The organism is Bacillus sp. DTU_2020_1000418_1_SI_GHA_SEK_038, from assembly GCF_032341175.1.
Classification (GTDB): domain Bacteria; phylum Bacillota; class Bacilli; order Bacillales; family Cytobacillaceae; genus Cytobacillus.
This window is the reverse complement of the sequence record NZ_CP135435.1, coordinates 2937652-2960771: the sequence shown is the minus strand read 5'-3', so window position 1 is coordinate 2960771 and position 23120 is coordinate 2937652. Positions and strand designations below refer to the sequence as shown.

The window sequence follows — 23120 nt, the reverse complement described above, 5'->3', positions numbered from 1 at the left end:
AGCATAATCGCTTTTCATACGGAGGTTTCAAAGTGCAAGAACATGAACATCGAATTCTCGTTATCAATCCTGGATCTACCTCTACGAAAATTGGAGTTTTCGATAATGAAATATCTATCTTAGAAAAAACAATACGCCATAATACAGATGAAATTAATGCGTTCGAAAATATTATTGACCAGTACGAATTCCGTAAAAATGTAATTCTCGAGACATTGGATAAAGAAGGATTTAATATTTCTAAGCTAAGTGCAGTTTGTGGAAGAGGAGGCTTACTAAGACCGATTGAAGGGGGAACCTATTCCGTCAATGAGGCTATGCTAAAGGATTTGAGAGAAGGCTATGCAGGTCAGCATGCTTCTAATCTCGGAGGTATAATCGCTTATGAAATTGCTTCGGCATTAAATATTCAATCCTTCATCGTTGATCCAGTTGTTGTTGACGAATTAGCTCCAATTGCACGTATTTCCGGTTTTTCTTTAATTGAAAGAAAGAGTATATTTCATGCATTGAATCAAAAAGCAGTTGCCAGAAGAGCAGCGAAAGAAATCGGAAAAAAATATGAAGAATTAAATTTAATCATTACACATATGGGCGGAGGAATTACAGTTGGCGCCCATCAAAAAGGAAAAGTAATCGATGTCAACAATGGTTTACATGGAGAAGGGCCATTTAGTCCTGAACGTGCTGGAACTGTTCCAGTCGGAGATTTAGTTTCTCTTTGCTACTCCGGTTCTTATTATCGTGAAGAAATCATGAAAAAAATAGTGGGACATGGTGGACTTGTAGGCTATTTAGGAACAAATGACGCAGTTAAGGTTGAACAAATGATTAAAAAAGGCGATGAGAATGCAAAGCTTATATATTCGGCAATGGCGTATCAAGTAGCGAAAGAAATTGGTGCAGCCAGCACGGTGTTAAGTGGAAAAGTCGATGCGATTGTTATCACCGGGGGTCTTGCTTACGGAAAAGATTTTGTGAAAGAAATAAGTGATCGCATTAATTGGATTGCAGATGTTATTGTCCATCCTGGAGAAAACGAACTGCAGGCATTAGCTGAAGGTGCTCTTCGTGTACTTCGCGGGGAGGAAGCTGACAAGGAATATCCTGGAGCCAAATCGAAAACTGCCTTTCATTAGAATAAATGGAATAAGCAAATGCACATTTGCTCCAAGGTGCTAGTCAAATAGGAGGAATAAACGTGGCAGAAGAATACGATTTAGTCATTTTAGGCGGAGGAACTGGCGGATACGTTGCAGCGATCCGCGCTTCCCAATTAGGTTTAAAAACAGCTTTAGTTGAAAAAGGAAAGCTTGGCGGAACATGCTTGCATAAAGGATGTATCCCAAGTAAAGCACTCCTTAGAAGTGCAGAAGTGTACGCAACAACTAAACGTAGTGAAGAATTTGGTATTTCTGCAAGTAATGTTGAAGTCAATTTCAGCAAAGTGCAAGAAAGAAAAAACAAAATTGTTGACCAGCTTCATAAAGGTGTTCAGCATTTAATGAAGCAAGGTAAAATTGACATTTACGAAGGAACTGGCCGTATTTTAGGTCCATCGATTTTTTCTCCTATGCCGGGAACCATTTCAGTTGAAATGAATAATGGAGACGATAACGCCATGCTTATTCCTAAAAATGTAATTGTAGCAACAGGTTCCCGTCCAAGAACATTACCTGGTCTTGAAATTGGCGGAAATGTAATGACATCAGATGAAGCGCTTATGATGGAGGAGGTTCCTAACTCGATCATTATTGTCGGCGGTGGAGTAATTGGAATAGAATGGGCCTCCATGCTCTCTGATTTCGGGGCAAACGTTACGGTTGTTGAATATGCGGACCGAATTATCCCTACAGAAGATAAAGAGGTTTCAAGGGAAATGCAGCGATTAATGAAGAAAAAAGGTGTAAAAATTGTAACAGGAGCAAAAGTGCTCCCTGAAACCCTAAAACAGGCAGAAGGCAATGTTGCCATTTCAGCTGAAGTAAAAGGTGAGCAGAGGGAGTATAGTGCTGAAAAGCTACTTGTTTCCGTTGGCCGCCAAGCAAATATCGAAGGAATTGGGCTTGAAAATACAGATATTCAAGTTGAGAAGGGCTTTATAGCAACTAATGAATTTTTCCAAACAAAAGAGTCACATATCTATGCGATTGGAGATGTGATTGGCGGACTTCAGCTTGCACATGTTGCTTCTCATGAAGGTATTGTGGCAGTGGAGCATATGGCAAACCAAAATCCTTCACCGATCAATTACAGCCTTGTTTCTAAATGCATATACAGCTCGCCGGAAGCAGCAAGTGTCGGCTATACGGAAGATGAAGCGAAAGAAATGGGTTATAAGGTTAAAACAGGAAAATTCTCCTTCCGGGCAATTGGGAAAGCCTTGGTTTTTGGTGAAGCGGATGGGTTCGTAAAAATTGTTGCAGACGAGGATACAAATGATATTTTAGGTGTTCATATGATCGGACCGCATGTAACTGATATGATTTCTGAAGCAGGTCTAGCTCGGGTGCTGGATGCTACCCCATGGGAAGTAGCACATACGATCCATCCTCATCCGACTTTATCAGAAGCAATTGGCGAGGCTGCTCTCGCAGTCGATGGGAAGGCAATCCACGGGTAAGACTTGTAATCACTATTTTTATAAAGCAATCCCCAAAAAGGGCTTTTCAGCTCTTTATACATACTTATTTAGGAGGTATTGTAATGGTAGAAAACCGTCATAAAGAGTTAGGTTTGAGTGATGAAACGGTATTAAATATGTATGAAACCATGCTTTTATCCCGTCGTATTGATGAGCGGATGTGGTTATTAAACCGTGCTGGTAAAATTCCCTTTGTGATTTCGTGCCAAGGTCAGGAAGCGGCACAGGTTGGTGCAGCTTTTGCACTTGACAAGGAAAAGGATTATGTTCTTCCATATTACAGGGATATGGGTGTTGTTTTAACATTCGGGATGACGCCGACAGATTTAATGCTTTCTGCTTTTGCAAAAGCAGAAGACCCAAACTCAGGCGGGCGACAAATGCCTGGACACTTTGGCCAAAAGAAAAATCGGATTGTAACAGGTTCTTCACCTGTTACCACTCAAGTTCCTCATGCTGTAGGTGTTGCATTGGCAGGAAGAATGGAAGGGAAGGACCTAGTTACATTCGTTACATTCGGTGAAGGCTCTTCGAACCAGGGAGACTTCCATGAAGGTGCAAACTTTGCAGGGGTTCATAAGCTCCCAGTTATTTTCATGTGTGAAAACAATAAATATGCGATATCTGTTCCTATTGAAAAGCAATTAGCATGTGAAAATGTATCTGATCGTGCGATTGGATATGGTATGCCAGGGATTACGGTTGATGGAAATGATCCGCTCGCCGTTTATCAAGCAGTTAAGGACGCAGCTGACAGAGGCAGAAGAGGGGAAGGGCCAACTCTTGTCGAGACAGTTTCTTATCGTTTAACACCACACTCATCAGACGATGATGATCGCAGCTATCGTTCAGCAGATGAAGTTGCAGAGGCAAAAACAAAGGATCCTATTATTACCTTTGGAGCCTATCTGAAAGAATTAGGAATTTTGAATGAAGGCAATGAGAAAGAAATAAATGATCGTGTTATGAGTCTAGTAAATGAGGCAACTGATTATGCAGAAAATGCACCATATGCAGAGCCGGACCATGCACTGAAATATGTTTATGCTGAATAGTAGGGGGGAACTATAATGGCTGTAATTTCTTATATTGATGCTGTTACAATGGCAATCCGTGAAGAAATGGAGAGAGATCCGAAAGTTTTTGTTTTAGGGGAAGACGTTGGTAGAAAAGGCGGCGTATTTAAAGCAACCCAAGGCCTTTATGATCAATTTGGAGAGGATCGAGTAATTGATACACCACTTGCCGAGTCTGCTATTGCAGGAGTTGGAATTGGTGCGGCCATGTACGGGATGCGCCCAATAGCTGAGATGCAATTCGCTGATTTTATTATGCCCGCAGTCAACCAAATTATTTCGGAGGCAGCAAGAATCCGTTACCGTTCCAATAATGATTGGAGCTGTCCAATTGTTATTAGAGCTCCTTATGGTGGAGGTGTTCATGGTGCTTTATACCATTCACAATCTGTTGAAGCCATTTTTGCCAACCAGCCAGGTCTAAAAATAGTCATGCCTTCTACACCATATGATGTAAAGGGATTATTAAAAGCAGCAATTCGTGATGAAGACCCTGTTCTATTCTTTGAGCATAAACGTGCATACCGTTTAATTAAAGGGGAAGTTCCAGATGATGATTATGTGCTGCCGATTGGGAAAGCTGACGTAAAGCGGGAAGGCGAAGATATCACAGTTATTACCTATGGTTTATGTGTTCATTTCGCTCTTCAAGCAGCCGAAAGATTAGCAAAAGATGGCATCTCTGCTCACATACTTGATTTAAGAACCGTATATCCGCTCGATAAAGAGGCGATTATTGAGGCGGCTTCAAAAACAGGTAAAGTTTTATTATTAACAGAAGATAACAAAGAAGGAAGCATCATGAGTGAAGTTTCAGCAATTATCGCTGAAAATTGCCTCTTTGAGCTTGATGCACCAATTAAGCGTCTTGCTGGCCCTGATGTTCCTGCTATGCCATATGCTCCAACAATGGAAAAATTCTTTATGGTCAACCCAGATAAAGTTGAAAAAGCGATGAGAGAACTTGCTGAATATTAATCAGCTGGATATTCGAATGCAAGAAGGAGGGCAATTTCATTGGCAATTGAACAGATTAAGATGCCTCAATTAGGTGAAAGTGTTACTGAAGGCACAATTAGTAAATGGTTAGTTTCTGTTGGGGATAAAGTAAATAAATATGATCCGCTAGCAGAAGTAATGACTGATAAAGTGAATGCAGAGGTTCCATCTTCTTTTACCGGAACAATTAAAGAATTAATTGCAGAAGAAGGTGTTGCATATGCAGTAGGCGAAGTGATTCTGACGATTGAAACGGAAGGCGGAGGCACAGCTGATGAGGCTCCAGCTGCTCCACAAGCAGAAGCTTCAGCACCTGCTGAAAAGACTCGCATTACTTCTGCTGCAGCGGCTGTACCTGCACCTGTGATTGAAGATGGAAATAAAGCTCGCTACTCACCTGCTGTATTGAAGCTGTCTCAGGAACATGGCATTGATTTAAGTCTTGTAACAGGTACAGGTGCTGGCGGTCGAATCACTAGGAAAGACTTAACGAAGATTATTGAGTCAGGAAATATTCCACAAGCTAGTCAAGCTGTACCAGCACAAGCTGCTGCACCACAAGCTATGGAAGCAGCGGCAACGCCAGTAAAACAAGCTGCTCCGGCTCCAAATGTACCAGTTCTGCCAGGGGATATAGAAATTCCTGTTTCCGGTGTACGCAAGGCAATAGCAGCTAATATGCTTCGCAGCAAGCACGAAGCTCCACATGCGTGGACAATGATTGAAGTTGATGTAACAAATTTAGTCGAATATCGTAATTCAATTAAGAATGAATTTAAGAAAAAAGAAGGCTTTAACCTAACATTCTTTGCTTTCTTTGTAAAAGCTGTTGCACAGGCACTGAAAGAATATCCACAAATTAACTCCATGTGGGCTGGCGACAAAATTATTCAAAAGAAGGATATAAATCTTTCTATCGCTGTTGCAACTGAAGATGCATTGTTTGTACCAGTTATTAAACATGCTGATGAAAAGACAATCAAAGGCATCGCGCGTGAAATTAACGAGCTGGCAGCAAAAGTAAGGGCCGGAAAACTGACTTCAGCAGAAATGTCTGGAGGAACGTTTACTGTAAATAATACGGGTTCATTTGGTTCAATTCAGTCTAATGGAATTATTAATTATCCCCAGGCAGCAATTCTTCAGGTTGAATCGATTGTTAAACGCCCAGTCGTAATGAACAATGGAATGATTGCTGTACGCGATATGGTTAACCTGTGCATGTCTCTTGATCACCGTGTATTAGATGGTCTTGTTTGCGGACGCTTCTTGCAGCGTGTGAAGGAAATTCTTGAAAATACATCAAAAGAAAATACATCCGTATATTAAAAAGCGGTAATTATTTTTATGGGCTGCCAAAAACTGGCGGCCTTTCTTATTAGCGTGTAAAACAGCATTTTATCAGTGTGAGCAACCTAATTAAGGGGATAGACCCTAATTGCTTGTTTAATTTACGTGTTATAAAATATAAATGAGATGATTTTTACGAATTTTTTTATAATTCCGTTCCAAGCTATAGCTTTTCAGCTTTAGTTTCCTATCAAAGAATGGACGGTCTTATAAGCATACGGAGGGAGGGGAAGCTGTCTGCAAGGACAGTGATAATGACAATAAAAAAGATGATAAATGAATCATTTGATATGTTTTCCCTTAGTGATTGGGAGCAGAAAGCCGTGGAAGCCTTAAAAGGGAAACCTGTAAATTCCTTAAACACAAATACGTATGAAAATATTAAATTAAAGCCTCTCTATACAAAAGAGGATTTTGATAACGAAAAAGCCTCTCATCTTCCAGGACTGCCAGACTACAGAAGGGGCTCCAATTCTCTCGGTTATCTTTCACAGGATTGGAAGGTTGCCCAAAAGATTGTGGCGCAAGAAGGAGAGTGCCTCAGGGAAAATCTTCTTGCATCTTTTAAAAAAGGCCAATCCGTCATTGCCATTGATGCTGATAAGGTTACCATTAAAGATTTTATAAGTTTAGTAGAGGGGGTATATACTAAATATCCTTTTTCTATTGAAATAAATGAAAATAAGGCAGAAATTCTTACAGAACTATCGAAGCTGCCTGATAGTGAAAAGATTTCCGGCTATATGGCCTTTGATCCTTTAGCGGCATCCGCTTTAAATGGAACAACAATAAATAAAGCTGCTTACGAAAAAATTGCTAATATGATTTTATTAACTGACAGCAGCATGCCAAATCTTCGCACCATCCTTGTTAACACAAATGTATACCATAACGCCGGTGCAAATGCTATTCAAGAACTAGCTTTGGCATTGTCGACAGGTGTTCACCATGTTCAACAGCTCCTTAATCAAGGATTAAAGCTGGAAACAATCTTTAGTAAAATGGTTTTTAAATTTTCCGTTGGTGCAAACTTTTTTATGGAAATAGCTAAGCTTCGTGCTGCAAGGATTCTTTGGAATAAGGTTGTGGAAGCATATGGAGTTAAACCTCAAGATCATAGTATGGTCATTGTTGCCGAAACTTCAGCTTTTACGAAAACTGTATATGACCCGTATGTAAATATTCTAAGAGCAGGCAATGAAGCTTTTGCTGCAGTCCTTGGAGGAATTCAATACTTGCATGTTAGTCCATTTAATGAACCAGAAGGAGAGTCCACACCTTTTTCTGACCGCATTGCACGAAATACTCAATTAATCTTAAAAAACGAAGCTCATTTAGAAAAAGTAATCGATCCTGCTGGGGGCTCCTGGTATATTGAAAGTTTAACAGAGGAGCTTTCCGAAAAAGCCTGGACATTATTTCAGGAAATTGATGATCAAGGTGGGCTTGAAAAAAGTTTGACTTCTGGATGGATAAAATCTCAAATTGCAGAGGTCTTGGCTAAAAGAAGTGCAGATATTTTCACAAGAAAGAAAAGTATAATTGGTACAAATGTTTATGCAAATCTAAGTGACACTCCACTACAGTTAGATGAAAGCGCTAACGCTAATCAAGGAGGCATCCCTCAAGTCCGATTATCAGAGCCATTTGAAAAACTTCGCAAACTGGCGGAAGGAATGGGGAAAGCAGGGTATAAGCCTGCAGCTGGATTAATTTGTTTAGGGGAATTCAAGGCCCATAAAGCAAGAAAGGACTTTATTACTGGTCTACTTGCCCCGGGCGGGATTCACGCATACGAAAGTCCGAATATTGTTGAATCGGAAAAAGCTGTACAATTCGTGATCGACTCCAAGCTTAATCACTATGTTATTTGCGGAACGGATAAACAGTATGACGAATCAGGTCTTGAAATAATCAGGTTAATAAAAGAAAAACAGCCGAACGTAAAAATTTTTCTTGCCGGTCTGCCGGATGAGGATACGCAGGACCAATATAAACTAGCTGGGGTCGAGCAATTTATTCACCTTCGCAGTAATTGTTATGAACTCCTATCTTCTCTTTTAAAAGAAATGGAGGCGGCAAGCAATGAATAAGCCAGATTTTAAGAGCATTCCTCTTTTTGATGAACAGAAACCATCTAAGGAAGAGTGGAAAAAGAACGCAGAGGCTGAAATTAACGCTTCGATTGATGATCTTCTTTTTGAAACGAATGAACAGATTGCGATAAAACCTCTTTATACTGAGGACGATCTTAAAGGTTTACAGCATATGGATGGTGCACCTGGCCTGCCTCCATATACTCGAGGACCTTATCCGACTATGTATGTAAACCGCCCTTGGACGGTTCGTCAATATGCTGGATTTTCAACGGCTGAGGAAAGTAATGCTTTTTACCGGCGAAACTTGGCAATGGGACAAAAAGGCTTATCAGTTGCGTTTGATCTTGCTACACATCGAGGCTATGATTCTGATCATCCGAGAGTTGTTGGAGATGTAGGAAAAGCTGGAGTAGCGATAGATTCTATCTTAGATATGAAAACGCTTTTTGACGGCATCCCTTTAGATCAAATGTCTGTGTCCATGACGATGAATGGTGCAGTACTTCCGATTATGGCTTTCTTTATTGTAACGGCAGAGGAGCAGGGGGTTAGCCAGGACAAATTAGCAGGCACGATTCAAAATGATATATTAAAAGAATATATGGTAAGGAATACGTATATTTATCCCCCGGAAATGTCGATGAAAATTATTGCTGATATTTTCGAATATACGTCTAAATATATGCCAAAGTTTAATAGCATCAGTATTTCCGGCTATCATATGCAGGAGGCGGGAGCACCAGCTGATATCGAGTTAGCTTATACACTTGCTGACGGGTTGGAGTATGTCAGAACTGGTTTGAAGGCTGGAATAAATGTCGATTCTTTCGCTCCAAGACTATCTTTCTTCTGGGCAATCGGCATGAATTACTTTATGGAAGTCGCTAAAATGCGTGCGGCCCGGTTTATTTGGGCAAAAATGATGAAAACCTTTGATCCGAAAAATGCTAAATCAATGGCACTTAGAACTCACTCTCAGACTTCGGGCTGGAGTTTAACCGAGCAGGATCCATTTAATAATGTAACGAGGACATTAATTGAAGCACATGCTTCGGCAATGGGACACACTCAATCACTTCATACAAATGCTCTAGATGAAGCTATCGCGTTGCCAACTGATTTTTCCGCACGGATTGCCAGAAATACACAACTATATCTTCAAGAGGAAACAGGTATAACAAACGTTATTGACCCATGGGCAGGTTCTTATTATGTTGAGTCACTGACAGATCAATTAATTAAACGCGCTTGGGAGCATATTGAAGAAATTGAAAATCTCGGCGGAATGGCAAAGGCCATTGAAACAGGGCTGCCAAAGATGAAAATAGAAGAGGCGGCAGCACGCAGACAAGCACAGATTGACTCTGGAAAAGAAACGATTATCGGTGTAAATAAATACCGGCTTGAACAAGAAGAGCCCATTGAGATTTTGGATATAGACAATACCGCAGTCCGCTTAAAGCAAATTGAAAAGCTAGAAACGTTGAAGGCTTCACGTGATGAAGAAAAGGTCACTGAGGCACTTGAAGCGATTACGCAGGCTGCCGAAACAGGAGATGGCAATCTGCTGGAGCTAGCTGTTCAAGCTGCAAGAGCGCGGGCAACGCTTGGCGAAATTTCCACTGCTATCGAAAAGGTGGCCAACCGTCATAAAGCGATCATTCGTTCAATAAGCGGTGTTTATAGTTCTGCATTTTCTAATGAAGAAGAAATTGCAGAAGTGAAGACGATGACGGACGACTTCTTAGAAAATGAAGGAAGAAGACCGCGTATTCTTATAGCCAAAATGGGACAGGACGGACATGACCGTGGAGCAAAGGTCATTGCAACAGCATTTGCGGATTTAGGCTTTGATGTGGATATTGGTCCATTATTCCAAACACCTGAGGAAACAGCGAGACAGGCAGTTGAAAATGATGTTCATGTTATTGGGATTAGTTCATTGGCGGCAGGTCATAAAACCCTTCTTCCTCAGCTAATTGAAGAGCTTAAAAAGCTTGGCAGGGAAGATATTCTAGTCGTTATAGGCGGGGTTATTCCAGCCCAAGACTACCAATACTTATATGAACAAGGTGCAGCAGCTATATTTGGGCCTGGAACCGTTATTCCTGTGGCAGCGCAAAAAGTCATTCGCGAGATTTATAATCGATTAGGTTACGAGGAAGTAGCAAATGGATAAAGAGAAAAAACCTGAATGGTTTGATGGCACAAATCCTGACAGCTTTACAAGTGTTGTGAGGAAGGGTGTTGAATTGCCGCAGGAGAGCTTAGGGTATACAAAGAATACTAGATTTCAAAAGAAGAATAAGATTGAACTGGATTATAATGAAATGGCAGCAGGCATTCTTGCAGGAAGCCGTTCAATACTTGCCCGAGCCATTACTCTAATTGAAAGCAATGCGGAGCACCATTTTCGAAAGGCTCAAGAGCTTTTGCAGCAGCTCCTCCCGTATTCGGGGAAAGCCCTTCGAATTGGGATAACTGGTGTTCCAGGGGCAGGAAAGAGCACCTTTATTGAAGCGTTCGGAACGTATTTATGTGATTTAGGCTTGAAGGTAGCGGTTCTCGCCATTGACCCAAGCTCGAAAATTAGTGGAGGAAGCATTCTCGGTGATAAAACGAGGATGGAACAGCTCTCACGAAATCCAAGAGCCTATATTCGCCCTTCCCCTTCTGCTGGCAAGCTCGGTGGAGTTCATAGAAAAACGAGGGAAACGATGCTAATTTGTGAAGCAGCAGGCTTTGATGTCATTCTTATTGAAACGGTTGGTGTTGGACAAAGTGAAGTAATTGTCAGAGATATGGTTGATTTTTTTATGCTTTTGACATTAACTGGGGCAGGGGATGAACTTCAGGGGATGAAAAAGGGAATCATGGAGCTGGCAGATGCCGTTGTTGTTAATAAAGCGGATGGACAAAATAAAAAGCTTGCTTTAAAAACAAAATCCGAATATAGCCGGATCCTCCATTTCCTGCAGCCGGCAACAAAAGGCTGGTCTTCTAAAGCGCTTACTTGTTCGGCCAAGTACAATGATGGAATGGAAGAAATCTGGGAATCAATTAAAGCCTTTGAACAGCATACGAAAGAAACGGGTGTTTTTGAGGAGCGTAGAAGAGTGCAGACAAAGGAATGGATTTACTCTATGATCATTGATCAGCTGCAATATAGTTTTTTCTATCATCAGGACGTCAAGCAACTGCTGCCAAAGATGGAAAACGAAGTTATTGCAGGAAATCGCACTGTCACTTCAGCAGTGGGAGAATTATTTGAGGCTTATATGAAAAATTTATAAATGAAAAGCATTCTATCGGGCAGTTGCATTGAAAAGAATGTTTAATTATTGGTATGATGTAAGTATGGCAAACTTTTGAAAACAGGAGGAGCAATTTAAATGAATATGGATTTTAATTTATTTATGACGGATGTCGTTAATCAGGCACGTAAAGAAATCGTAGCTGCTGGTTATGAAGAGCTAAAAACACCAGACGAGGTTGAGGAAGCTCTAAAAAAATCAGGAACTACTCTAGTAATGGTTAATTCTGTTTGCGGCTGTGCCGGTGGAATTGCACGACCTGCAGCAGCACACTCAGTTCACTATGATAAGCGCCCAGATCATTTAGTTTCAGTATTTGCTGGACAGGATAAAGAGGCTACTGCAGCTGCACGAGAGTATTTTACAGGGTATCCGCCATCATCTCCTTCTTTCGCATTGTTAAAGGATGGAAAGCTTTGTGCGATGATTGAACGTCATGAAATCGAAGGACACGAACCAATGGCTGTCGTTCAAAAATTGCAAAATGCTTTTGAACAATATTGTGAGGATCTGTAAAAGTCCCTTTTAGGGGCTTTTTCTTTTGTATGTTTTTTGTTATAAATATTCGGAAATACGTATATTTATTCATATAAAATATAAAAGACTACTAATGTTTTTTAAAAGAAGATTTATCAGAATAGTAAAATAGTGTATATCGAAAAAATATATTGCATAATTATTAGTATGTGTTAAAATACATTTAGTTGAATAAATATTAATTTTTCGCAGAGTACTTGAAAATTAATAGACAATCAACGATAATATATTTCAATAATGTTAATTTTCAGAAAGATATAGGGGGAAATGAATGTGAAAAAAATAGTTTCTTATTTTTTTGTTAGTATTCTATTAATGGGTTTACTTGCTGCTTGTGGAACAAGTGAAGAACCTTCATCAAATGGTTCAGAGAAAAAAGAATCAGAAAAGAAAACATTAATCATGGGAACATCCGGAGATTATCCTCCGTTTGAATATATCGATACAGCTAAAGGCGATGACATTATTGGTATCGATATTGATATTGCTAAAGCAGTAACGGAAAAATTAGGCTATGAATTTGAAGTTCGTGATATGGATTTTGGCGGCTTAATTCAGGCTCTGCAATCTGGTCAAGTTGATTTCGTTATGGCAGCTATGTCTGCTACAGAAGAAAGAAAGCAAAGTGTAGATTTTAGTGAAGTATACTATACTTCAAAACATATGATTATTTCTAAGAAAGATAGTGGAATTACGAAGGTAGAGGATCTTAAAGGCAAAAAGATCGGTGCTCAATTAGGTTCGATCCAGGAAGAAAAAGCGAATGAATTAGCTGAAACAGTGGAAATGACTGTGGAAAACCGCAACCGTATCCCTGAATTAATTCAAGAAATTAAAGCTGGCCGTTTTGATGCGGTAATTATTGAAGATACAGTTGCTAAAGGGTACTTAGATAATAACCCTGACATTGAAGGGTTTACTGTTGAAGACGCTGATGGCGGATATGCGATTGCTATGCCGAAGAATAGTGAGCTTACTGCTGACTTCAATAAAGTATTGAAAGAAATGATTGAAAACGGCGAAGTAGATGCGATTATTAAAAAGTATTTTGAAGAACAGTAATATAAGAACTGGCGGCGAGGGGCTGTCCTAAAGGACAGCCCTTTTTTGCCCTTATTGTAAGAGAGAGGACTGAGCTTCCGGATGAATTTAGATTTTACTTCCATACTCCCTTCCCTTCCATACATGATAAAGGGGATTACCATAACACTTCAAATCGTAGCAGCAGCCGGTCTATTAGGGTTTGTATTGGGAATTATTTTATCATTATTTAAGATTAGTTCGATAAAACCACTATTATGGTTCGCGGATGCCTATACTTCAATTTTCCGTGGAACTCCACTAGTTCTGCAGCTGATGATTATTTATTTTGGCTCTCCGCAAATATTTGGCTATCAAATTGAACCTTACCTTGCTGCTGTTCTAGCTTTTGGTCTGAATTCTGCAGCATATATTTCCGAAATTATTCGTGCAGGAATTCTTGCTGTTGACAAAGGTCAAAGAGAAGCTGCCATGGCTCTTGGTGTCCCGTACAACAAGATGATGCTTAATATCATTTTACCTCAAGCATTAAAAAATATTTTGCCCGCACTTATGAATGAATTTATTACATTAACAAAAGAATCCGCGATTGTAACAACCATCGGGGTGATGGATATTATGCGCAGAGCTTATCAAGTCGGGGCGAACACATATCGTTTCTTTGAACCATTATTATTAGCTGGCTTGATTTATTATGTAATGGTTATTACGCTAACACTCCTCGGAAAAGCAGTTGAAAGGAGAATGAGACGCGGTGATTAAAATTGAAAAATTATATAAGCAATTCGGCAAACTGGAAGTGCTTAAAGGGATATCAACAACGATAAAAGAAGGGGAAGTTGTTGCCATTATTGGCCCATCAGGCTCTGGGAAATCAACTTTTCTCCGCTGTATTAACTTACTGGAGAGCCCGACAGCTGGACAAATTTGGATTGGAGATCAGGATATTACAAACAAGAAAACAAATATTATGAAAGTCCGTCAAAATGTAGGGATGGTTTTTCAGCATTTCCATCTTTTCCCTCATAAAACGGTTCTGCAAAACTTAACGTATGCTCCTATGACGGTTAAAGGCATTTCAAAGCAGGAAGCAGAAGAAATCGGGTTAGAGCTGTTAAGGAAGGTTGGGTTATCCGAAAAAGCTACTGAATATCCAAACCGCTTATCTGGGGGGCAAAAACAGCGAGTGGCGATTGCTCGAGCGCTTGCGATGAAGCCTGAAGTGATGCTGTTTGACGAACCAACCTCAGCACTAGATCCTGAAATGGTCAAGGAAGTGTTGGATGTTATGAAGTCGTTGGCACACACAGGAATGACCATGGCGATTGTTACCCATGAGATGGGATTTGCTAAAGAGGTTGCCGATCGAGTGCTCTTTCTTGATGGAGGGGTGCTAGTGGAGGATGCACCGCCAAATGAATTTTTTGCTAGTCCTAAATCTGAAAGAGCTCAAGATTTCTTGCAAAAAGTTCTGTAACCATGTAAAAAATATAAAATACGATTTTTAAGAAAAGAAGGTGATTTCTATTGATCATCTTCTTTTTTTTGGACATAATTTGTTTGGAAGCTTATAATTGTTCGCATATAAATGGATCTGACTAGGAGTAATTAAACTATGAAGTTTCGAATCGGCTATCGGACGATAAAAACCGCTATTGGCACAACGGCAGCTATTATTTTAGCCCAAATATTAGGTTTTCATAATTTTGCTTCGGCAGGGATTATTACGATTCTTTGTATAAAGCCTACAAAGAAGAAATCTTTACAAGCTTCAATAGAACGCTTCATTGCTGGTATTTTGGCAATCGTTCTATCTATGATTGTTTTTGAAGGGATTGCTTATCATCCTTTAATGATAGGACTTTTATTGTTATTTTTTATTCCGATGACTGTTATGCTTAAGGTAAGTGATGGAATTGTTACAAGCTGCGTGACAATTTTGCACTTATACACTGCTGGACAAGTAACTTTCGATTTAGTTTTAAATGAAATTGGCATCATTACTATCGGAATTGGTGTTGCCCTAATTGCAAATATTTTTATGCCAAGCCTCGATCAGAAGCTTGGAGAATATCAAATGCAAATTGAAGAAAATTTCAAACGGATTTTTGAAGAGATTGTTATCTATCTTCGGGTAAATGAGAGTAACTGGGATGGGTTGGAAATTACGGAAACGGCAAGGCTTATAGAGGAGGCTGAAGCCCTTTCCTATCGGGATGTAGAAAATCATCTTCTCCGCGATGAAAATGTTTATTACCATTATTTTAAAATGAGAGAAAAACAATTTGAAATTATTGAACGGGTTCTTCCAATCGTTACCTCTATTTCCTATACAGTTGAACAAGGAGAAATGGTTGCTGATTTCATCGAGGAATTATCCAAAAATATTCATTCAGGAAATACTGCCCATATATATTTAGAAAAGCTTAATGCAATGAATGAATCTTTTAAAAATATGGAATTGCCAAAAACGAGGATTGAATTTGAAGCACGGGCTGCTCTTGTGCAATTTACACGCGAAATTGGGGAATATTTATCGATTAAAAGCTCGACAAAAGAGCTCCCGATCGGAAAAAAGGTGCATGTTCACAATGAGTAAAGTGAAAACTAACTTCTAAAAGGTTGGTGATCACATGGTTAATCTCATTTATACGTTGATGATGGTACTTGCAATTTCGCCGATCTGGCCTCTAGGGCAAAATCCGGTGCCAGGCGACCCATTTATTATTGTCAACAAAAAAACAAATGAAGTCGCATTTATTCATAACAATAAAGTCCAAACGGTGATCGCTGCGGCAACTGGCAAGACAGAGGATTTAACACCTGAAGGTTTTTTTACAATAACGGTAAAGGCGAAGGATCCTTATTATCGGAAAAAAGATATTAACGGCGGTGATCCCGAGAACCCATTAGGAACAAGGTGGATTGGATTTGATGCAGCAGAAACAGATGGGAGAATTTATGGAATCCATGGGACAAATAATCCTTCATCCATTGGAAAATATGTTTCTCAAGGCTGTATCCGCCTGCAAAATGAAGCAGTTGAATCTTTATATGATTTGGTTCCAGTTGGTACGAAAATATTAATTGTTTCCTCCCCCGAAAATTTTGAGACGCTCGGGCGTTCCTACGGGGCGATACAATAAGAAAAGCAGTGGATTTCATAATAATATGAAATCCACTGCTTTTTAAATCTATTAAAAAAACATTGAGGCTCCAACAAACAATGAAGATGCCAGCATGGCAAAAATCATTAAATAAACGATGATCTTACGTGCTTTTTTATTAGACAAAAGAATTCCCCCTTTAATCTGTATTCTCTTACTTACATTTTACTAGGAAAAATCAAAATGAACAACCGCTCGAGTTAGAAAGGATTTTTCGACATATTTAGAGAATACATAATAGGACTGTTTTTTTGCAAGCTTTTCGGACTATGTGAAGAATCCTATTCATGATTAAAGTTTAACTTTAGTATTGAAAAGATTATAATTTTAGAAGGATAGCATTTGGAGGGGAACAGATGATTAAAAAAGTCGATCATATCGGGATAGCAGTCCGCTCACTCGAGGAGGCACTGCCTTTTTATACGGATATTCTAAAGCTCCCTTTGCTTGGCATTGAAGAGGTAGAAAGTGAAAAGCTTAAAGTTGCTTTCCTGAAAGCAGGGGATACGAAGCTTGAATTATTAGAGCCGACTAGTTCTGAAAGCGCTGTCGCAAAATTTATTGAGCATCGTGGTGAAGGTCTTCATCATGTAGCATTAGGTGTGGATTCAATCCAGGATCGGATTAATGAAATGAAGGAAAAAGGAATTTCCATGCTAAATGACGCTCCAAAAATGGGTGCAGGTGGAGCACAGATTGCATTTATGCATCCGAAATCTACGGGAAAAGTGCTTTATGAATTTTGCGAAAGGAAAGGATGAAACAGGATCATGGCAGACATCTATGAAAAGATTAATGAATTATATGACCGCCGAAGAGAAATTGAACTTGGCGGGGGAGATGAAAGAATTGCAAAGCAGCATGAAAAAGGGAAGCTCACAGCAAGAGAGCGAATTGATTTACTAGTGGACCCAGGGACTTTTGTCGAGCTAAATCCGTTTATTGAGCATCGCTGTACGGATTTTGGGCTAGATGAACAGAAGGGCCCTGGAGATGGGGTTGTAACTGGGTATGGAAAAGTAAATGGCAGACCAATTTTTCTATTTTCCCAGGATTTCACGGTTTTCGGCGGGGCACTTGGTGAAATGCATGCGAAGAAAATCGCCAATGTGATGGATTTAGCAGCAAAAAATGGGGCACCATTTGTCGGTCTGAATGATTCCGGTGGTGCGCGAATTCAAGAAGGTGTTGTGTCTTTAGATGGCTATGGACATATTTTTTACAGAAATTCGATTTATTCTGGTGTGATTCCTCAAATCTCCGTCATTATGGGACCGTGCGCAGGCGGGGCAGTTTATTCGCCAGCGATCACAGATTTTGTGTTTATGGTCGAAAATACGAGCCAAATGTTTATTACGGGACCTAAGGTAATTGAGACGGTTACAGGAGAAAAGATTTCTTCAGAGGATTTAGGCGGAGCAAGCGTACATAATACAATTAGCGGCAATGCGCATTTTAAAGGCAAGTCAGAGGTGGAAGTCATTGAACAAGTTCGCCATTTATTAAGTTATTTGCCGCAAAATTATGAAGAAAAACCGCCAATGCTTGAGGCTGATAAAGATGATGATTATCGTCCGGATTTAACAGATGTTATCCCGTTTGATGCTGTACGTCCTTATGATGTGCGCAAGGTTATTGAGCAGGTGGTTGATAATGCATCTTTTATGGAGGTTCATCAGGACTTTGCAAAGAATATTGTCGTTGGCTTAGCGCGAATTAAGGGTGAAGTCGTTGGACTTGTATGCAACCAGCCAAAATTCATGGCAGGCGGTCTTGACATCGATTCTTCTGATAAGGCGGCGAGATTTATTCGTTTCTGTGATTCCTTTAATATTCCAATTATCACCTTTGAGGATGTAACAGGCTTTTTCCCTGGTGTAAAACAGGAGCATGGGGGAATCATTCGCCACGGTGCTAAGATTTTATATGCTTATTCTGAAGCAACCGTTCCGAAGCTAACGGTGATTTTGCGAAAGGCGTTTGGCGGGGCCTATGTGGCTTTAAATAGTAAAGCGATTGGTGCTGATCTGGTTTTCGCTTGGCCGAATGCAGAGGTTGCCGTAATGGGGCCCCAGGGGGCTGCCAATATTATTTTTGCCCGAGAAATTCAAAACAGTGAAGATCCTGAAGCGACTAGGGCGCAAAAAATTGAAGAATATCGTGAAAAGTTTGCTAATCCATATGTTGCTGCTAGCCGAGGAATGGTGGATGATGTCATTGACCCTCGTGAAACAAGAATCAAACTTATTCAAGCTCTTGAGATGCTGCGGAATAAGCAAGAATCCAGACCGAAGAAGAAACACGGGAATATTCCGCTTTAAGGTTGGAGTTGCACAATTTGATATTTATAATAGACAGGTACTAAACGTAAATTATTGGAGGAAAATAGCATGATTAATCAGGAACGTTTGCTAAATGAATTTTTAGAGCTTGTTCAAATTGATTCAGAAACAAAATATGAAGCCAAAATTGCAAAGGTATTAAAACAAAAATTTTCTGATCTTGGCGTTGAAGTTTTTGAGGATGACACAATAGCACAAACAGGACACGGTGCAGGCAACTTGATTTGTACGCTGCCTGGAACAAAAGAGGGCGTAGACATTATCTATTTCACCTCTCATATGGATACAGTTGTGCCTGCTAAAGGGGTTAAACCATCTATTAAGGACGGCTATGTTGTGACAGATGGGACAACCATCCTAGGAGCAGATGATAAAACAGGACTTGCCGTTATGCTTGAAGTCATTAAGATCCTGAAAGAACAAAGTATTCCCCATGGCACCATCCAATTTATTATTACTGTTGGGGAAGAGTCAGGTCTAGTAGGTGCAAAGGCTCTTGATTCATCTCTCCTGAAAGCAAAGTATGGCTATGCGCTAGACAGTGATGGCAAGGTCGGAAATATTATTGTCGCTGCTCCAACACAAGCGAAGGTGAATGCGACAATTCACGGCAAAACGGCACACGCAGGAGTAGCGCCAGAAAAGGGAGTTTCCGCAATCACAATCGCTGCAAAAGCCATTTCGAGAATGCCTTTAGGCCGTATTGATGAGGAAACAACTGCAAACATTGGCCGTTTTGAGGGGGGGACTCAAACGAATATTGTATGCGACCGAGTAGATATTTTTGCAGAGGCGCGCTCGTTAGTGAATGAAAAAATGGAAGAGCAGGTCCGCAAAATGAAAGAAGCTTTCGAAAGTGCTGCTGAGGAAATGGGCGGAAAGGCTAACGTTGAAATTAAAGTCATGTATCCTGGCTTCAAGTTTAGTGAAGGCGATCATGTTGTCGAGGTGGCCAGGAAGGCTGCAGCAAAAATCGGCCGCAGCTGTGAATTGCTGAAAAGCGGTGGAGGCAGTGATGCCAATGTTATTGCTGGTTTCGGTATCCCAACAGTTAATCTTGCTGTCGGCTATGAAGAGATTCACACAACTAATGAGCGTATGCCTATTGAGGAGCTATATAAATTAGCAGAAATGGTTATTGCTATTGTAGAGGAGGTTGCGGCTCAGTAATTATATAATGGCGCATAAAAAAGTAATAATTCCTTCAAAAATCCCTTTCCATTTAGTAATATAGGTATAGGGGAAAATACCCGTTTGATTAGGAGGGATTGCTTTTGGAAGAGACGAATAAAGTTGTTGTGTTTCAAGTTGGAAATGAAGAATATGCGATTCCAGTCCGATCTGTCATTTCAATAGAAAAAATAGAAGGAATCACACCGATCCCTCATTTGCCTGCCTATGTGAATGGAGTTTTTAAAGTAAGAGGAGATTTGATTCCTGTTATTGACTTTGAAAGAGTTCTATATAATCAGCCTACCTTGACAAATGAAACAACAAAGATCATTGTTTTGCAGACAAATGATCTATCTATCGGAGTAATTGTCAAGGATGCAAAGGAAATTATCGATATACCTCAAGAAAAGTTAAAGCAGTTAGGCCTGATCGCATACAAAAAAACAACCTATTTTACAGGTATTGCTAATTTAGATTCTCGAATTATTACTCTAATAGACCCTTCGCAAATGGTCCAATCATTAGAAGGTATCAAACAAATTCAAGAATTTATGAAATCACAGAAAGTTACATAATTTTTTCAAACAGGGGATGAATAGCCATCCTCTGTTTTTTATTATCCTTACAAGATGAAAGGAACCTTATTGATTTGGTAAAATAGTATCAGAAAAAATAAAGGGAAGTGTCAGCATGAAACAAATGTATCCGAAAAATGGCCGAGTCATTTTACATGTTGATATGAATAGTTTCTATGCATCGGTCGAAATGGCCTATGATCCCACATTAAAAGGGAAGCCTCTTGCCATTGCAGGGAATCCCGCCGAAAGAAGAGGGATCATTATAACATGCAGCTACGAGGCAAGAAGCTTTGGTGTTAAAACAACCATGCCGCTCTGGGAGGCAAAAAGGCTATGTCCGCAGCTAATTGTTAAAAAGCCGAATTTTGATAGATATCGTGCCGCTTCCATTGGTATGTTTGAGATTCTTAATGAATATTCTGATCTGGTTGAACCCGTTTCGATTGATGAAGGATATGTTGATATAACAAATAGCTATGAGCACGGAACTCCGCCTGAAATTGCTGAGAAAATTCAAAAGCAGATTCTTCAGCAGCTTGATTTACCGTGCAGCATTGGAATTGCACCGAATAAATTTTTGGCAAAAACGGCATCCGATATGAAAAAGCCAATGGGTATTACAGTTTTAAGAAAAAGAGATGTCCCTAATATTCTTTGGCCTTTGGAAGTTGAAAACATGCATGGGGTCGGTAAGAAAACAGGAGAAAAATTACGAAGTATTCATATTAACACAATAGGTGATTTAGCCGTTGCAAATGATATCCAGCTTAAATCTACACTCGGGATAAACGGTCTCCGTCTAAAGGAAAGGGCAAATGGAATTGATCGAAGAATAGTGGATCCGGAAGCAGCAACAGAATTTAAAAGTGTTGGAAACTCTACTACCTTGCCGCGGGACAACACTAATCAGCAGGAGCTGCTTCGTGTAATTGAGGAGCTTGCAGGAACAGTTTCCACACGGCTTAAAAGAAAAACAGTTCTCGCTGCTGCTGTAAGTATCATGATTCGTTATAAGGATAGAAAAACAGTGACTAGAAGTAAAAAGCTCCAAAACCCGATTCAAAAAAGCGATGATATTTTTGCAGCGGCAAAACAATTATTCTTAAAACATTGGAACGGTGACCCAGTAAGGCTTCTCGGAATCACAGGCATGGAATTAGTAGAACATAATGAAGCAGTTAAACAGCTTGATCTGTTTAGCTATGAAACGGAAGCGAAGAAGGAGCCATTGTTCGAGGCTCTCTCTAATTTGCGTGAAAAATATGGATCTCAGATTATTGATACGGCTGCCGGCATGCCAGAAATAAAGAAACAGCAGCAAGGCATCGGAACTGAAACTAGCTTTAATAAAGATTTTCTCCATGATTTCTCTACGCATTCAGATAAAGAAAAAGAGTAGAGTTTTCGCTTGTTGCTATCCACTGGAATGGTTATGGTATAGTTTAAATAATGAGCTGAACTGAAAAAGGAGAATTTTTATGGATGTATTTTTCTTAGGGACAGGAGCTGGGATGCCTGCGAAGATGAGAAATGTAACTTCTATCGCGTTAAAGCTGCTCGAGGAACGAGGATCGATCTGGCTATTTGATTGTGGGGAAGCTACTCAGCACCAAATTTTACATACATCAATTAAACCGCGAAGAATTGAAAAGATTTTTATTACACACCTTCATGGCGATCATATTTACGGTCTGCCTGGTTTGCTTTCGAGCCGCTCCTTTCAAGGCGGGGAATCGAAAGTGATCTTATATGGACCAAAGGGAATAAAGCAATATGTGGAGGTATCGTTGGCCATTAGCCAAACGTATTTAAAATATCCTTTAGAAATTATTGAAATTGAAGAAGGGATCATTTTTGAAGACGAGGAATTTATCGTTGAAGCCCGGCTTCTTGAGCATGGAATACCTTCATATGGATACAGAATTGTGGAAAAGGATAGACCAGGCACACTTCTGGCGGACAAACTTCTTGAGGCAGGCATAAAGCCTGGACCCCTTTATAAAAGGATCAAAAATGGGGAACAGGTGGTTCTTGAGGATGGCGGTGTTATTCATCCATCAGAGTTTTTGGGACCGGTACAAAAGGGGAGAATCGTGACAATCCTTGGAGACACACGAAAATGTGAGTCGGCTGTTGAATTGGCTAAAGGGGCAGATATGCTCATTCACGAAGCAACCTTTTCCGCGGGCGAGGAGCATCTTGCCTACGAATATTATCACTCTACAACGACACAGGCAGCAGAGGTTGCCAAATCAGCAGGTGTAAAAAAGCTTTGCTTGACACATATCAGTTCGCGATATGATCGTAACGATTGGCTGCGATTAGTTCAGGAATCGGAAACTATTTTTTCCAATACCGAAATTGCAATGGACTATAAAGAGATACCTATCGTGCTTGTGAAGGATAATTAAAAATATTCCTGTTGACATCCGTACAAGCTCATACTATAATCTCACTTAAACCTAAATTGTTATATTAGTAAAGTGATGAAGAGTATTTATTAAGTCTTATTTCCCTGTTTTTAAGAGAGTTAGTGGCTGGTGAAAACTAACACAAAAATAAGACGAATTTCAGCTTGGAGCTTTTTTTGCTGCTTATTTTGCAGTAAAACGGTCATACCGTTAACATGCCTGAGTGGAAAGTCACATGCTTTCAAAAAGGGTGGTACCGCGTGAAATATTCACGTCCCTTTTGAGATGCTGTGGCTTTTTTGTTTTTGCCGATGAATTAAGAACTTCGGATAATGAAAATATTACTTTAGGCACTTATCATTTCATCAGAATTTGGTTTACAGGAGGAG

The 23120-nt window shown here is 39.9% G+C and carries 21 protein-coding genes and 1 other annotated feature; of the genes, 20 read left to right on the top strand and 1 reads right to left on the bottom strand.

Annotation, left to right across the window (positions count from 1 at the left end):
- The first annotated feature begins 32 nt into the window (after positions 1-32).
- The 14 genes from buk to RRV45_RS14640 all read left to right on the top strand — a co-directional run bounded on the left by buk (position 33) and on the right by RRV45_RS14640 (position 16206).
- Positions 33-1139 carry a butyrate kinase gene (buk, locus tag RRV45_RS14705; protein ID WP_315665443.1) on the top strand — a complete coding sequence of 369 codons (1107 nt, stop codon included), beginning with the start codon at positions 33-35 and terminating at the stop codon, positions 1137-1139.
- Positions 1140-1201: 62 nt separating this feature from the next.
- On the top strand, positions 1202-2623 hold the full coding sequence (gene lpdA / locus RRV45_RS14700) for a dihydrolipoyl dehydrogenase (RefSeq protein ID WP_315665442.1): 1422 nt from the start codon (positions 1202-1204) through the stop codon (positions 2621-2623).
- Positions 2624-2706: 83 nt separating this feature from the next.
- Positions 2707-3699, top strand: coding sequence for a thiamine pyrophosphate-dependent dehydrogenase E1 component subunit alpha (locus RRV45_RS14695; RefSeq protein ID WP_315665441.1), 993 nt, complete (start codon positions 2707-2709; stop codon positions 3697-3699).
- A 15-nt stretch (positions 3700-3714) separates the two neighbouring features.
- The gene (locus RRV45_RS14690; protein WP_315665440.1) at positions 3715-4698 is read left to right on the top strand and encodes an alpha-ketoacid dehydrogenase subunit beta; all 984 of its coding nucleotides are present in this window, start codon (positions 3715-3717) and stop codon (positions 4696-4698) included.
- Between the two features lie 39 nt (positions 4699-4737).
- A complete protein-coding gene (locus tag RRV45_RS14685) occupies positions 4738-6048 on the top strand; it encodes a dihydrolipoamide acetyltransferase family protein (protein ID WP_315665439.1) in 1311 nt (436 codons plus the stop codon).
- Positions 6049-6323: 275 nt separating this feature from the next.
- The gene (locus tag RRV45_RS14680) at positions 6324-8162 is read left to right on the top strand and encodes a methylmalonyl-CoA mutase family protein (protein ID WP_315665438.1); all 1839 of its coding nucleotides are present in this window, start codon (positions 6324-6326) and stop codon (positions 8160-8162) included.
- Entirely contained in the window at positions 8155-10347 is a 2193-nt protein-coding gene (gene scpA / locus RRV45_RS14675; RefSeq protein ID WP_315665437.1) for a methylmalonyl-CoA mutase, read from the top strand. The genes RRV45_RS14680 and scpA overlap by 8 nt, the downstream gene beginning before the upstream one ends.
- Complete coding sequence (gene meaB / locus RRV45_RS14670) at positions 10340-11461, top strand: methylmalonyl Co-A mutase-associated GTPase MeaB (protein WP_315665436.1); 1122 nt, start codon at positions 10340-10342, stop codon at positions 11459-11461. Before scpA ends, meaB begins: the two co-directional genes overlap by 8 nt.
- A gap of 99 nt (positions 11462-11560) precedes the next feature.
- Positions 11561-11998 carry a BrxA/BrxB family bacilliredoxin gene (locus RRV45_RS14665; RefSeq protein ID WP_315665435.1) on the top strand — a complete coding sequence of 146 codons (438 nt, stop codon included), beginning with the start codon at positions 11561-11563 and terminating at the stop codon, positions 11996-11998.
- A gap of 294 nt (positions 11999-12292) precedes the next feature.
- Positions 12293-13081, top strand: a complete 789-nt coding sequence (locus RRV45_RS14660) for a transporter substrate-binding domain-containing protein (RefSeq protein WP_315665434.1) — start codon at positions 12293-12295, stop codon at positions 13079-13081.
- Between the two features lie 81 nt (positions 13082-13162).
- Positions 13163-13822 carry an amino acid ABC transporter permease gene (locus RRV45_RS14655; protein ID WP_315665433.1) on the top strand — a complete coding sequence of 220 codons (660 nt, stop codon included), beginning with the start codon at positions 13163-13165 and terminating at the stop codon, positions 13820-13822.
- Positions 13815-14537 (top strand): amino acid ABC transporter ATP-binding protein, encoded by a 723-nt coding sequence (locus RRV45_RS14650; RefSeq protein ID WP_315665432.1) that lies wholly within the window; start codon positions 13815-13817, stop codon positions 14535-14537. The genes RRV45_RS14655 and RRV45_RS14650 overlap by 8 nt, the downstream gene beginning before the upstream one ends.
- Before the next feature lie 138 nt (positions 14538-14675).
- Positions 14676-15659 carry an aromatic acid exporter family protein gene (locus tag RRV45_RS14645; RefSeq protein WP_315665431.1) on the top strand — a complete coding sequence of 328 codons (984 nt, stop codon included), beginning with the start codon at positions 14676-14678 and terminating at the stop codon, positions 15657-15659.
- Positions 15660-15693: 34 nt separating this feature from the next.
- Positions 15694-16206, top strand: a complete 513-nt coding sequence (locus RRV45_RS14640; protein WP_315665430.1) for a L,D-transpeptidase — start codon at positions 15694-15696, stop codon at positions 16204-16206.
- A gap of 51 nt (positions 16207-16257) precedes the next feature.
- On the opposite strand, the gene prli42 is transcribed toward RRV45_RS14640, so the two are convergent.
- Entirely contained in the window at positions 16258-16353 is a 96-nt protein-coding gene (gene prli42, locus RRV45_RS14635) for a stressosome-associated protein Prli42 (RefSeq protein ID WP_315665429.1), read from the bottom strand.
- A gap of 230 nt (positions 16354-16583) precedes the next feature.
- Here prli42 and mce point away from each other — a divergent pair, with 230 nt between their 5' ends.
- From mce to rnz, 6 genes are all read left to right on the top strand, one after another.
- Complete coding sequence (gene mce, locus RRV45_RS14630) at positions 16584-16988, top strand: methylmalonyl-CoA epimerase (RefSeq protein WP_315665428.1); 405 nt, start codon at positions 16584-16586, stop codon at positions 16986-16988.
- Positions 16989-16997: 9 nt separating this feature from the next.
- Entirely contained in the window at positions 16998-18548 is a 1551-nt protein-coding gene (locus RRV45_RS14625; RefSeq protein WP_315665427.1) for an acyl-CoA carboxylase subunit beta, read from the top strand.
- Between the two features lie 69 nt (positions 18549-18617).
- Positions 18618-19739 (top strand): tripeptidase T, encoded by a 1122-nt coding sequence (locus RRV45_RS14620; RefSeq protein ID WP_315665426.1) that lies wholly within the window; start codon positions 18618-18620, stop codon positions 19737-19739.
- 104 nt (positions 19740-19843) lie between these two features.
- A complete protein-coding gene (locus RRV45_RS14615; protein WP_315665425.1) occupies positions 19844-20317 on the top strand; it encodes a chemotaxis protein CheW in 474 nt (157 codons plus the stop codon).
- Between the two features lie 115 nt (positions 20318-20432).
- A complete protein-coding gene (locus RRV45_RS14610; protein ID WP_315665424.1) occupies positions 20433-21719 on the top strand; it encodes a DNA polymerase IV in 1287 nt (428 codons plus the stop codon).
- A gap of 79 nt (positions 21720-21798) precedes the next feature.
- On the top strand, positions 21799-22731 hold the full coding sequence (gene rnz, locus RRV45_RS14605; RefSeq protein WP_315665423.1) for a ribonuclease Z: 933 nt from the start codon (positions 21799-21801) through the stop codon (positions 22729-22731).
- A 66-nt stretch (positions 22732-22797) separates the two neighbouring features.
- Positions 22798-23013, top strand: a binding site (T-box leader).
- Positions 23014-23120: the final 107 nt, after the last annotated feature.